Here is a 14,487-nt window from a genome sequence, read left to right as displayed (position 1 = left end):
TTCAGTATTTTACAGCAATTGAGAATAATCAAGACCTTATTATAACTAGGAATTTGAAAGACTTCAAAAATTCCGACTTACCTGTTATGACTGCTAAACAATTTTTAAAAATGTAAAAAGGCCTATTAAAAAATATAGTGCATTTTTCTAAATGCACAACGGGTAGTGCATGCCGCATTTAGTTGTAAATATGGAGTTTGAAGCATTAATAAAAGTTGGTTGTAAATTGAAAGTTAGTAACTTTAAACTGCGGCACGCACCATATTCAAATCGTCAGACCGCGCAATAACCTCCAAGAAAGTAAAAAACTTTCCAATTGTTAATAAAACCAATACTTATTAACAGGTGTATCTAATTGATTATTAACAAACTTAAGTGGATTAAACCCGAACCCAAAGGGTTCAAATGTTTGTAAAATCGAAAAACATAAAGAGGATACGACCCTGACAGGGTCGTACATTTACATTTCATATTCTTTTATAAACATGCAATCCCTTCGGGATTTAGTTTTGAAATATGATTACTAACCGATACATTAGGATTATTCTAAGGTTATTTATTTTTTTATAATCATAGCTGTTCTTTGGATTCTAAAAAATATAAGCTTAAAAATACCGTAAAAATAAGGTCAAACTCATTAATTTTATCAGCCCCATACCAACCGGTCGGTTTTATGCTTATCTTTGCACTATGGATACACGCGAACTGATTATTCAGAAAAGTTTTATTCTATTTTTAAAAAACGGTTTTAAAGAAGTAAGTATCAACGAAATAATACATAGTTGCGATTTATCAAAGGGTGCTTTTTACCATCATTTTGAAAGTAAGGAACAGGTATATATGGAGGTAATAAATCGTTTCTTCTTCTTTTATTTTAGAAAACAGAATGTATTTTACTCCGTAGATATTTCTTTAGCAGAAAAACTCGAACGTTTTGAAAAAAGTTTTATAGATCCCTACGAAGAAATTGCAAACCTGCTAAAGTCTGAACAATTAACTTCTTATTTTCGTTTCTTATTTCAGGCTGCTTCCAACTACGAGGAACTGAGGAAACGCGTAAATATCCACTTCTACCGCAAAGGCTACTACCTCTATCAAATATTAGAAACAGCAAAGGAAGTAGGTGAAATAAGATCAGATATAGACACTGAAATTACTGCTCGACAGTTGTTAAGCATGCTTATTGGAGAAACAATTTTAGATGGGATATACACCATCGACGCATTAAAGAAAAATATTCATACCGTAATTTTTAATTATTATTCACTTCTAAAAAAAACAGCATCTGATGAAAAATAATTTTAAAAATATTTTAGATAAACAATCTTTATTCTTTGATAGTAATCAGTCGAAGGATACCAAATTCCGAATTATACAACTAAAAAAATTACTACAAGTATTAAAGGCCAATGAGTCTTTATTAAATGAAGCTCTGTATAAAGATTTTAAAAAATCGGCTTTTGAAACCTACGAAACGGAACTTGCTATTATCTACCACGAAATAAAAATAGCTATCAACAAATTAAAAAGTTGGTCTAAGATTAAACGTGTGGGTAGCGGCTTGAGTAATTTTCCGGGAAAAAGCTTTATTATTCCTGAGCCATTTGGAAATGTTTTAGTTATTGGGGCTTGGAATTATCCGTATCAACTATCTATTTTACCCGCAGTATCGGCTTTAGCAGCCGGAAATACAGTTATTATTAAGCCCAGCGAATTATCGCTAAACGCCTCAAATGCAATGGCTAAAATCATAAATGAAAGTTTTGACGAAGGTATATTACAAGTTATAGAAGGTGGCATTGAAGAAACTACAAGCTTATTAAAACACCCTTTCAATTATATTTTCTATACGGGCAGTACAGCAGTAGGAAAAATTATTATGCGAGCCGCTACTGAGAATTTAACGCCCCTTGCCTTGGAACTTGGAGGTAAAAGCCCTACAATTATTGAAAAGGATGCCAATCTGAAAATGGCAGCCAAACGTATTGTTTGGGGGAAATTTTTAAACGGCGGACAAACCTGTGTTGCTCCTGATTATCTTCTCGTTCACGAATCAATTAAGGAAAAACTAGTTGCCGAAATAAAGAAGCAAATAAAGGCAATTCACGGAGAAAATCCCACAGAAAGCGAAGCCTTTGTTCGCATTATAAACCCTCGTCATTTTCAACGTCTATTAAAACTTATCGATAATGAAAAAGTAATTATAGGAGGAGATGTATGTGAAAACGAATTATATATTGCTCCTACGGTTCTTGATAATGTTAGTTTTGATGATGAAGTGATGAAAGAAGAAATTTTCGGACCTATTCTTCCCATTATCACCTATAAAGATTTAAATTGGGCAATTGCGCAAATAAAATCAAGGCCAAAACCGTTAGCACTTTATCTGTTTTCCAATTCTTCTACTATACAAAAAAGAGTATTACAAGAAATTTCCTTTGGCGGCGGTGCGATAAACGATGTAATTATGCATTTAGCAAACAGCAAATTACCTTTTGGCGGCGTTGGAAATTCTGGAATGGGCAACTACCACGGAGAATATGGATTTAAAACTTTTTCACATCATAAATCAATTATAAAAAAAACCAATTGGTTCGAACCTTGGTTTAAATACCCTCCCTATACAAAAGGAAAATTAAAATTAATTCGCAAAATATTAGGATAAATTAAATTATGGCTATTCAAGCAAAAAAATACGAAAAGAAAGAAGAAAGACTGAATATTGCAACCCATGGCATAGGGTTTATATTAAGCATAGTAGCACTTGTCCTACTTGTTGTTTTTGCAAGCATTCAGGGAAGCGTCTGGCATATTGTCAGTTATAGCATTTACGGAGCAAGTCTGGTAACATTATATCTAGCTTCAACCCTTTTTCATTGGTCGACAAAACCATCACGCAGAAAAAAACTTAATGTATTTGACCATGCTTCAATATATGTACTCATTGCCGGAACTTATACACCTCTGTTACTTGTTACTCTTCACGGACCTTGGGGATGGAGCTTATTTGGAGTTGTTTGGGGAATGGCTATAATTGGAATAATTTTAAAATTCTTTTATACGGGCAGATACAATAAACTTAGTACTCTTGCTTATGTTATTATGGGCTGGGTAGTTGTTATAGCCTTAAAACCTTTAATAGAAAATCTCAGTACTCCGGGACTTATTTGGTTGAGTATAGGCGGATTAAGTTATTCTATCGGTGCTATTTTTTATCTCTTAAACAAAATACCATACAATCATGCAATATTTCATTTTTTTGTTTTAGGTGGTAGTATTGCACATTTCGTAACTATTTTTTGGTATGTACTGCCTTAGAAAGCTAATAATTTAAGCATCAAAGCAACCTTATGCCTTCCAATACGTATATTTGTCTACATTAGTAGTACAATTTAAACTAATAAACTGTTTTATGCCCAAAAAATTTGGAACTTTTGCTGGCGTTTTTACACCTTCATTGCTCACTATTTTAGGTGTAATCATGTATTTACGTTTAGGTTGGGTAGTTGGACAAGCAGGTATCTATGCTGCAATAGGACTAATTATTCTTGCTCACATTATTAGTATATCAACAGGATTAACTCTATCGTCCATAGCAACGGACAAAAAAATAAAAACCGGTGGTATTTATTATATGCTATCGCGAAGTTTAGGCTTACCAATTGGTGGAGCCATAGGTATTACCTTATTTATTGGAACAGCCTTTAGCATAGCTCTTTATATAGTTGGTTTTGTCGAAAATTTTATTGCAATAGAAGCCATTTCAAACTTTTTAGGAATGGAAGGTAGCATTAACGATACCAGAATAATAGGTTCGTTGGTTATTGTTCTTTTAGTGATATTAGCATACACTTCAACCTCTATTGCTCTTAAAGCGCAATTTTTTATTTTAGGAGCTATTGCATTATCACTTATAAGCATTATTGTTGGTATTTTCACACAAGCCGATGTTCAACAGACAGTTAACAGTATAAACGTAGCTCCCGAAGCTCCTAATCTAATTGTTATTTTTGCTATTTTCTTCCCAGCGGTTACAGGTTTTACTGCCGGAGTGGCTATGTCGGGCGATTTAAAATCGCCAAAAACTTCCATTCCTCTTGGTACATTAGCAGCTATTGGAGTGGGTTTTGTAGTATATATATCGCTTGCATTATTCTTTGCGCTATATGTCGATCGTGATTTATTAATTAATGATACAAATTTCTTACAAAAAATTGCTTGGTTCTCTCCTTTGGTTATTGCCGGTATTTGGGGAGCAACATTATCTTCGGCTTTAGGCGGATTATTAGGTGCTCCACGAATCTTACAAGCAATGTCTATAGATAAGATTACACCTAAATTATTTGCAAAAGGAGCCGGTAAAAATAATGAACCTCGTCAAGCATTAATATTTACTTTTATTATTGCCGAATTAGGTATTTTAATTGGTGAACTGGATATAATCGCTGCAATTGTTTCTATGTTTTACATAGCTGCTTACGGATTTATAAACCTTGCTTATGTTCTTGAAAGATGGGCTAATTCTGACTTCCGTCCTAGTTTAAAGATACCAAAATGGATAGGAATAATCGGATTTATTACCAGCGTAGGTGTTATGTTTAAAATTGATACTTTATCGATGGGAGTATCTCTACTAATCCTATTTGGTATTTATATACTACTAAAACGCAAAGAAGTTCAAGGAAATATGAGTAATGTTTGGCAAAGTGTATGGACTTCGTTAGCCCGCTCAAGCCTGAATAAAATTAGTCAAAACCCGCTAAGTGAAAATAACTGGGAACCAAATATTATTTTATTCAGCGGAGGCACCAATAAACGAACTCACCTTTTAGACTTAGGAAGTAATTTTGTAGGTAGCCACGGTTTCTTATCTAACTTTGATTTAATTCTAAAAGAAGATTCTCGCTTCTTATTTTCTAAAAAGGGTCAGAATATCACCAGTCAATCCAGCAAAAAATACCCCGGTGTATTCACACGCCAACAATCGGTTAACGATATATACAATGGTATAGAAATGGTCGCTCAAACGTATGGCTTTTCGGGTATAGAACCAAATACCGTTATGATGGGATGGGCTCGTCATAGTAAAGAACCAATACGTTTTATACAAAGTATAAATAATTTGGTGGCCTTTGATATGAATGTACTCTTAGTTGATTACGACAATAAACGAGGATTTGGGAAGCGCAAAAAAATAGATGTTTGGTGGCGAGGTGGCAGCAGTAATGGAAACTTGGCTTTATATCTTTCTAAATTTCTAATAAGTTCAGAAGAATGGATAGGAGCGCAAATCAGGTTAATAATTGTAAACAATCAATCTGAATTAACATCATCCATTTACGAAATATCCGGAAATATACTGGAAAATTTACGTATAGAAGCTGAGATTATCGTTATTGATAACGAAATAGAACAAAAGAGTTTTTACGAAATCATTGAAAAAGAATCGATTGATACAGATTTAACATTCTTGGGATTTCCTCCATTAGAAACAGGGAAAGAACAAGAATTTGTGGATAAAACGAATGAACTATGTCAAAATATTGGTACTGTAGTGCTTATTAAGAGCTCTTCACTTTTTAAGGAGATGCACTTAGGAAAGCTTTTGTTTAATAAAGACAAAGAGATATATAAAGCTGAAAATAGAGTTGACAAACCTATATTGAAGAAACCAAAACTTCCAAAAGATATCGCATTAGCTAATGCTTTTACAGATTTCACATCACAATTACAAAATATTCACTCTACTTTCATTACCAATAAACTCAGTACTATTAGTGAGTTTAACAAAAATATTATTCAGAATCTTAACGATATAGTAGATCACAGTTTCAAGAATCTAAATAGTCGTCTCGAAGCTAACCAAACCGAAGACAGTTTTAAGAAAGTAATTATAGCACAACACAGCTTGCTTATGCGAGCCCAAAACCAATACTTAACTAATTTAGATAACGAGCAGATACCTAAGATAACAGAAGAGACAAAAAACGAGATTTTCATCTTTATTGAACAATTAAACAAAATTATAAAATATAGTCCGCTACGAGTAAAAATTACGCGTACAAAAGATGAAATTTTAAACTTTGATATTAAAGATACAGAAACAAGAAAGGCAAAAAACCGATTAAAACCTATTTGGATGCTAGTTAACAGTTTTCCGTATTACGTTAACTTCCAAAGTCTTCTCGACACACATTTTCCTCATAAAATATATGAAAATGTTTACCACTCATTAATAGAATTCGATCAGTTAAACTATAAAATGGGTAATGCTTTTAATAACAGTATGCAGAAAATTTCGGATGTATTTGAAACATTAAAACCCGAAAATCTTCAAACGGAATTACCTACTAAAGAAGATATTAACTCAAAACATAATAAGATACATACATTTATTGAAGAGCTAAATCAGAAACTCAATGACAGCATTAAAAACATTGAGTCTCACTCTTACGAAAAACAGCTTTCTTATTTGAATGCTTTCTCAGAACAGCTATCAGGATTATTTCCAAATGCTTACGAAAATCATAGTATCGACTATTATGCTCACAGTAAAAAATTAAAGAAACAATTAATTTCATTTACAGATCTTTACAGTCAGAATCTACATCTAATATACAATCGAAGCTTTCTTAATAACGGACTTTTACAATTCAACCAGCAAGTTCGTCTTTATATTAATACAGAGCGTTTAAACCTATTAAAAAGTATAAAAACCAACTGTTTACAACCCATAAAAAGACTAAAAGAATCTCTTAATAATTTAAAAGAAAAGAATCAGGCAACCAATGAAAATGTACATGAGCTTATTCAGAGTTACGCCCCTAATTCAGACTATTCTATTTCTCAGCAATTATTAGATATTAATGATATTAGAAATAAAAAAATTAAATCCGCACTTAATATTTTTCCCGAAAAACTTGAACTTTATTCTGACAGTATAAGAAAAGATACAGGCTCGGCATTTTTTGTATTAGAAGGAGTTCAAGCCTCGGTAAACCGCACGGTAGATTATCTGATTGAAAAAGAATTAAGTAATGATTTACAAGAATTTATCTTCAAATTAGGATCAGAGCTTCAACAGTTACAGAATGAATTTAAAAAACTGCTTAGACAGATAAATTTATTTGATGAACAAAAAGATGATACCGAAAATCAACTCGATTGGGAAACCCTTATCACTTTATCTATAGAAAAACTGGCAAGTCTGAATCTTGCATTTGAAGAGAAAGTAAATGAACTTTCGCTATTCTTTGAGGCCAAAGAGTTAAATATCAGAAAAATATTACAACTACATACCTTTGTTTTAAGTCTTACAAACTTAAAACAATACATTAGGCTACAAACACAAAAACGCAAATTTGAGAAGATCAGAATACAAATAAAACGATTTAATACTTTCCTTGAGAATCAACTAAATAAGATTTGGTATAATCAGAGTAGCGGGCTCATACTTGCTCGTAAGCTAAGCAAAGCAATGCTCAAAAAAGAAACTCGTGTCGATGATCTATTACGTTTTAACGATAGCGTAAACATCCCCAATTCTCTTTTGAAAAAACTACCCGATTATTACAGACAGCTCTTTTTACGTAAGCAATTCTACCTTAAAGATTTCTGGGTAGGTAGAGATACAGAATTCAATTCTGCTCTACACAGTTTCCAACATTTTAGAAATGGCTATAAAGGAGGTATTTTAATTACCGGCGAAAGAAATTCCGGTAAAAGTTTCTTTTTGAATCAGCTACTAAATAAGTTAAATATTCAAGGTGAAGTCTATCAGATACCGGCTCCATTTGCAGGCTCTATCTCTCCTGCCGATTTACTTTCGAGTTTTCAAACCGCTTTGGAAAAATCCGGAACATTCTCTGATATTTTAAATAGTCTTCCTAATGAAAGTGTTCTTGTTATTGATGACTTAGAACTTTGGTGGGAAAAAAGTCCAAATGGAATGCGAGTAATAGATCAATTAATGAAAATGGTTCAAGACTACTCTCATAAGCATTTATTTCTGTTTGCCTGTGACATTAATACTTTTCAACTAATAAATAGTTACCGGAAAATTGAAAGTAACTTTATAAACCTAATCGAACTCTCGCCATTAAGTGCAAAAGAAATAAAGGATGCTATTTTGAAGAGGCATACTTCTTCCGGAATGCAATTCCATTATAAAAACACAACAGAAACGGCTTTCCGTTCTTGGCATTATGCACGCCTGTTTTCCAGTTATTTTTCTTATTCGGAAGGCAATATTGGCAATGCCTTACACAGTTGGATAGCGAATATCAATAAAATAGAAAATAACACCCTATTTATTCAAAAACCTATTCAGCCAAAGCTTGTAATTTTCAATTATCTGGAAACCGAATGGATGATTTTCATAATGCAGTTTATTTTACATAAACGAATGAATATAAATAAACTAATTAGAGTTTCTCACGAACCCCGACATAGCGTTCAGGTTAAGATTAATATTTTAATACGTGCAGGCATACTTAATAAAATGACAGATGGTGTTCTGGAGTTAAATCCATATATGTTACCATTTCTTCAAAAAGCACTAATTAAAAGGCAATTGTTTTAAAGCATAAGTTATGGAAAACGAATTTTTAACGTTCTCAAATTTTGAGCTCCTATTTTTTGGAAGCATGGCTTTACTCCTATTTGTAAGCTTACTTATTTTAAAACGCTTTATTCCCTTTTTAATTAAAAGCGAAACCAAGAAAAGCATTTTAAAACAGTATATGGCTATCATAGAAATTGCTATTTGGTCGCTTTTTACCATTATTACCATACAACAGCTATCCGACTCTAACAAGCTATATTCCTGGGCATTATTTCTAATACTGATAATAAGTGGCTTTTGGATTTTATGGTTTTCTATTAAAGACTTTATTGCCGGAGCATTATTTAAGATGCATAAAGATTTCCGCGAAAAAGATATAATCCAGGTCGATAATTTTGAGGGTAAAATTATTGAAATGGGTAATCGTTTGCTAAAAATTGAGAGCGACTCAGGTGAAGTTATTTATATTCCTTACAGCAAACTAAATCAACAAACTATTATTAAAGTACATCCCGGCGAAATGGTTTTAAGCCACGCTTTTACCTTGAGCACCTCCAAAAGTGAAAAATCTGAAAAGCTAATGGAGAAAATCCGCTTTGAAGTTTTAAGCCTTCCGTGGGCTTCTATAAAACGACCACCAAAAGTGGAGATTATCCACGAAGATGATAATAGTTTTATTTTTGAAATAAAGCTATATAGTCTTGAAAAACAATACTTTTTTAAGATGGAACAAGAGATTAGAAAGAAGTTTGAACAAAATTAATATACGTTTTATAACAATAGTTTTATAAAACTAAAAAATCCATTTAACACCTAGGGTGGGCATTACATTAAAGCCATCCATATTGCCAAAGTTATTGCTCAATTCAACTTCCCCTCCAAAAGAAAAATGGTCATTAATATGATACCAAATCTGAGGCTCAGATAAAAAGATAAAATCCGCATCTGAAATACCATCAAAATTAAAATCGCTATCTTCTTTCCAAAAATCGGCAAAACCTCTAAAAGTCATTTTTCCTTTTAAAAAATTAACAAACCAAACAGTAGTTAACTGAAAAGAAGCATTGGTCTTATTCCTGATATGTTTATAAAGCGCCTTAAAAGAGATACCTTTAGAGAAATCCTTTGCATTAATAGAATAGTCTATACCGGCTAACCAAGCATCATTAATAAAATAGCCATTTAGATGATCATTAGCCATAAACTGACCAAATCCGCCATTGTATTCTACTTGAATACCAAACGGCATAGCCTCTGTTTTAAAAACTCTGGCTATTTCCCAATAAGCTAAGGCTATTCCCTCAATACCACCAGCATCATAATTCATATCGATAAAGAAAAAAGTATTTCCCATTTTGTCGGGTTTAAACATTTCTACAGTTGTGGTAATAAAACCACGATCTTTACCCATATCATAATGAACTTGAAGATTCTGCGCATATGAATAAACAGTGGCAATAGTCATAATAATCAACAATATTCTTCTCATAATCACAATATTTATAATATTATCTTTTTTTATTAGAGTAAAAATAATAAAACAAACTTATTATTTATAATTATTCTCATCATATTAATTCAAATACCGAAATAATAAATCACAAAGATTCTATATTATAAAAAATAAACCCACGAAACTCACCAGAACATCCGGAAATTTCGTGGGATAGGGAAATAAGAAAATCAAAAGCTTATTCTGCTACTCCATTAGCAGGAGTACCAACATGACCAAGTTCTTCGGTATACCCATACAAACGGTCGAGTTTAATTTTATATTTTTCCTTTAAAAATTTTCTTTTAACCTTTAAAGTTGGAGATAGTTCACCAGTTTCTGTCAACCACTCTTGACAAGTAAGCTCAAACTTTTTAATCTGGCGATGTCTTCCTAATTTGGGATTAATTTTATCAACTTCTTGTTGGTAACGCTCAATTACTTCAGGCAATTGAATTAATTCTTTATTATCTCTAAAAGTAATTTTGTGAGTAAAACACCATCCGTGTAAGAATTCAAAAGAAGGACAAATAATAGCAGCAGCAAATTTCTCACCTTCGCCAACAACCATAATTTGCTCAATAAACGCCGATTCTTTAAATCTATTTTCTATAAGTTGAGGCGCAACATACTTACCGGTAGAAAGTTTAAAAATTTCTTTTTTACGATCTGTAATTTTAAGAATATTATGCTCACCTATTTCGCCAATATCTCCGGTATGGAAATATCCATTTTCATCAATAACCTCAGCAGTTTTTTCTTCATCTTTATAATATCCCAACATCAGACTGGGGCCTTTCATCAAAATTTCACCATCTTCGGCAATCTTCACATCAACACTATCTATAACCGGACCAACAGTACCAAACTTTAATTTAGGATAACTTGTATAATTAACAGATATAACAGGCGATGTTTCTGTTAATCCATAACCTTCCATAACTGGAATATTTGCAGCATGAAAAACACGTGCCAAGCGTTCTTGCAAAGCAGCCCCACCCGAAATAATAACTTTAATATTTCCTCCTGTAGCCTCACGCCACTTACTAAATATTAATTTATTGGCAAGTTTTAATTGTGTTTCGTACCACCAGCCATTAGCCCTGTTTAATTCATATTTTAATCCCAAATCTACTGCCCAGAAAAAGAGTGATTTCTTAATTCCGCTTAATTCTTTTCCTTTCAGTATAATTTTATCATATAGTTTTTCAAGAACACGTGGCACAGCGGTAAATCCTTGAGGATTAACCTCTTTCATATTCTCACCGAGAGTATCGATACTTTCAGCGTAATATACTGCAGCACCATTTATCATAACTAAATAGTTAACCATACGTTCCAAAACATGACAAAGAGGTAAAAAGCTCAAAAACTTCTCTGTTCCGTCAATAGGTAAAATATCTTTGGTTGCTTTTACATTAGAAACAAAATTTTCGTGACAAAGCATAACGCCTTTTGATAAGCCGGTAGTTCCTGAGGTATATATAATCGACATCATATCGCGAGGATCGATGCTGTCTTTAATTTTTTGAAGTTCTTCTTTATATTTTTCTCGATTTTGTCGTCCAAGCTCAACAAACTCCATCCAGTTTGGAACACCATTGACATCATCTATTGTATAAATTTTTTCAATATTGGATGCTCCCTTCGCATATCCACTAACTAAATCGTATAATTCTTTAGATGAAGTAATTACAATCCGAGCATCTGAGTGTACTAAAATATGCTCATACTCTTTCTTTCCATTATTAGCATAAATTGGAACGTGAACTACTCCAACCTGACTCATACCCATATCTATAAAGTTCCATTCAGGTCTATTATTGGAAACAGTTAATATTTTATCTCCCTTCTTAAAGCCCGCTGCCAACAGGCCATAGCTAAAATCATCTACAAATTCTTTGTATTGTAAAGTGGTGAATTTTTCCCACCGACCATTTCTTTTAACAGCCAGTGCATCATCCCTTTGGAATTTTTCTACCAATTGGTCAAGGATGTCAAAGGTTCTTCTTATTTCCATTTTGTTTAAGTTTTAGGTTGATTTACATTTATTTGGGTCTATATCTTTTTTGGCTTAAAGGTCCAAGTAAAATTAAATTCGGCCACCTGCACTCCTTCTTCATTCCTTCCTACCGATTTTACAGTAACAATCTTTCCTTCTCCATCAGATAGGCTGTCTTCAACTGCTTTTGTAATATCTTCGCCTTGTTCACATTTGAATACTATCTTTCCGGTAGCTTTTTTTGTAAATTTTGCATTCATATCGTATACCAACATAGAAATCGGCACCGGAGCATCACCAATAGATGCCATTGCTAAAATTCCTGTTGATAATTCGGCAGCCATTGCCAATACAGCAAAATATACAGATTTAAAAGGATTCTTGTTCAAATACTTATAAGGTACTGACACCTCAGCTTCATGGAGATTAATTTTCTTTACTTTTAGGCCAACAAAAAAGCCTAAAGGTAGATTCTTCAACATAAAAATACGCATACGAAAAGTATTCGTAGCCAAATCTCTAATCTTATTTTTAGTCATTTAATTATTTATAATTGGTTTTTTGGTGTTCTGCTCTATAAAACAGCCTCCGGCCTAAGCCGGAGGGCTATCTTACTTTTTGTTTGGCTAAAAACAATATTTATTTGCTTCTATCATTTGATCAGCAATACGACGACGAGCATCTTTAACATTAACCGGAGCAGTTTTAGTAAAACGCTTCATTCCCATTAACATAGCTTGTTGCTCATCACCTTCGGCAAATGAATTAACAGTATCAATACCATATTTATTCATTTTACTGGCAGCATCATACATATGTACTTCAAGCATATCTTTAAAAGCTGAAATATTTTTATGATTCATGCTCTCTAATTTTTCAACGCGAAGCAACATAGACTCAGCAGCATAAGTTACCATAATCATATCTGCAATTCCCATCAATATTTCTTGTTCATCGTTAAAGGTAGCCATAAATTTTTGAATAGCAGCACCTGCAACCATTAAAACAGCTTTTTTAAAGTTTAAAACAAGTTTTTTCTTTGATTCGTAGTAATCTGTTGAAGCAGAACCAAAATCAGGGATACCCATTAATTCTTTTGCAACAGCCTTAGCGGGTGTTAAAAGGTCTAAATTACCTTTCATAGCTCTTTTAATAAGCTCACCCACGATAACCATACGGTTAATTTCGTTTGTTCCTTCAAAAATACGATTAATACGAGCATCGCGATAAGCTTTTTCTACCGGAGTTTCGGAAGAATAACCCATACCACCATAAATCTGAACACCTTCGTCAGCAACATAATCCAAAACCTCTGAGCCATATACTTTAGCTATTGAAGCTTCGATAGCATACTGATAAATACCTTCGATAGTAGCTTTTCCTATATCCATTCCTTCAGATATAAAACCATCTTTTGCATCATCAATATTTTGACTAGCACGATAAACCAAAGATTCTAAAGCAAAAGTGCGAATTCCCATCTCGGCAATCTTATATTTTATTGCACCAAAACTAGAAATTAATGTTTTGAATTGTTTACGTTCGTTAGCATAATTAATAGCGTTATCAATAATAGCTTTACTTGCCCCTATTGAAGCACCACCTAACTTAATACGACCAAGATTCAAAATATTTAAAGCAATTTTAAAGCCTTTATTTCGTTCACCTAAAAGGTTTTCGACAGGTACTTTAACATTATCAAAATACATTTGAACGGTAGTGGATCCTTTGATACCCATTTTTTCTTCATCGGCACCAACAGTAACACCTTCCCAATTACGCTCAACAATAAAAGCACTTAAATTTTTATCATCAGCAATCTTTGCAAAAACAATATATAAATCTGCTATACCACCATTGGTAATCCATATTTTTACTCCACTCAAAGAATAGTAAGTACCATCTTCGCTAAGAATAGCTCTAGCTTTACCTCCATTGGCGTCAGATCCGGCATCAGCTTCAGTTAAACAATATGCACCAATATATTCACCTGTAGCTAACTTAGTTACATACTTTTGTTTTTGTTCTTCAGTACCATAATATAAAATGGGTAAAGTACCTATTCCTGTATGAGCAGAATAGGCTACGGCAAAACTAAATCCTTTTCCCATTTCCTCAACAGTAAGAATAGAAGTAACAAAATTCTGACCGAATCCGTCATATTCCTCAGGAACAGATATTCCAAGCAAACCTAATTCGCCTGAATCCTTCATCATTTTTGTTAAAAGCTCTCTATCGTGAGTTTCTAATTGATCAATCTGGGGAAGAACCTGAGTATCGGTAAAATCTTTACAGCTTTGCTGCATCATTCTTGGCTCTTCGCCAAATTCTTCAGGAACAAATATCTCCTGTGCTGGAGTTTCTCGAATTAAAAATTCGCCTCCTTTTAGTGTTGTATTTTCTGACATAACTCTATTTAATTCGTTTAAT

General features: G+C 33.0%; 9 protein-coding genes. 5 read left to right on the top strand and 4 right to left on the bottom strand.

What is annotated here, in order from left to right; genetic code table 11:
* Positions 1–690: 690 nt before the first annotated feature.
* The 5 genes from J7K39_06580 (at position 691) to J7K39_06560 (ending at position 9,326) form a co-directional block, all read left to right on the top strand.
* Positions 691–1,299, top strand: coding sequence for a TetR/AcrR family transcriptional regulator (locus tag J7K39_06580; protein MCD6179553.1), 609 nt, complete (start codon positions 691–693; stop codon positions 1,297–1,299).
* Positions 1,289–2,665 carry an aldehyde dehydrogenase gene (locus J7K39_06575; GenBank protein MCD6179552.1) on the top strand — a complete coding sequence of 459 codons (1,377 nt, stop codon included), beginning with the start codon at positions 1,289–1,291 and terminating at the stop codon, positions 2,663–2,665. Before J7K39_06580 ends, J7K39_06575 begins: the two co-directional genes overlap by 11 nt.
* An 8-nt stretch (positions 2,666–2,673) precedes the next feature.
* Positions 2,674–3,318, top strand: coding sequence for a hemolysin III family protein (locus J7K39_06570; GenBank protein ID MCD6179551.1), 645 nt, complete (start codon positions 2,674–2,676; stop codon positions 3,316–3,318).
* A gap of 94 nt (positions 3,319–3,412) precedes the next feature.
* A complete protein-coding gene (locus J7K39_06565) occupies positions 3,413–8,581 on the top strand; it encodes an amino acid permease (protein ID MCD6179550.1) in 5,169 nt (1,722 codons plus the stop codon).
* A gap of 10 nt (positions 8,582–8,591) precedes the next feature.
* Positions 8,592–9,326, top strand: coding sequence for a mechanosensitive ion channel (locus J7K39_06560; GenBank protein ID MCD6179549.1), 735 nt, complete (start codon positions 8,592–8,594; stop codon positions 9,324–9,326).
* Between the two features lie 30 nt (positions 9,327–9,356).
* On the opposite strand, the gene J7K39_06555 is transcribed toward J7K39_06560, so the two are convergent.
* The 4 genes from J7K39_06555 to J7K39_06540 all read right to left on the bottom strand — a co-directional run bounded on the left by J7K39_06555 (position 9,357) and on the right by J7K39_06540 (position 14,465).
* Entirely contained in the window at positions 9,357–10,052 is a 696-nt protein-coding gene (locus tag J7K39_06555; GenBank protein MCD6179548.1) for a DUF5020 family protein, read from the bottom strand.
* A 202-nt stretch (positions 10,053–10,254) separates the two neighbouring features.
* Entirely contained in the window at positions 10,255–12,075 is a 1,821-nt protein-coding gene (locus tag J7K39_06550; protein MCD6179547.1) for a long-chain fatty acid--CoA ligase, read from the bottom strand.
* A 38-nt stretch (positions 12,076–12,113) separates the two neighbouring features.
* Positions 12,114–12,596 carry a DUF4442 domain-containing protein gene (locus J7K39_06545; GenBank protein ID MCD6179546.1) on the bottom strand — a complete coding sequence of 161 codons (483 nt, stop codon included), beginning with the start codon at positions 12,594–12,596 and terminating at the stop codon, positions 12,114–12,116.
* A gap of 87 nt (positions 12,597–12,683) precedes the next feature.
* The gene (locus tag J7K39_06540) at positions 12,684–14,465 is read right to left on the bottom strand and encodes an acyl-CoA dehydrogenase family protein (GenBank protein ID MCD6179545.1); all 1,782 of its coding nucleotides are present in this window, start codon (positions 14,463–14,465) and stop codon (positions 12,684–12,686) included.
* Between the last annotated feature and the right edge of the window lie 22 nt (positions 14,466–14,487).

This window comes from Bacteroidales bacterium (assembly GCA_021157585.1).
Classification (GTDB): domain Bacteria; phylum Bacteroidota; class Bacteroidia; order Bacteroidales; family UBA12170; genus UBA12170.
The sequence above is the reverse complement of the archived record's forward strand: the minus strand, read 5'-3'. Positions and strand labels throughout refer to the sequence as shown.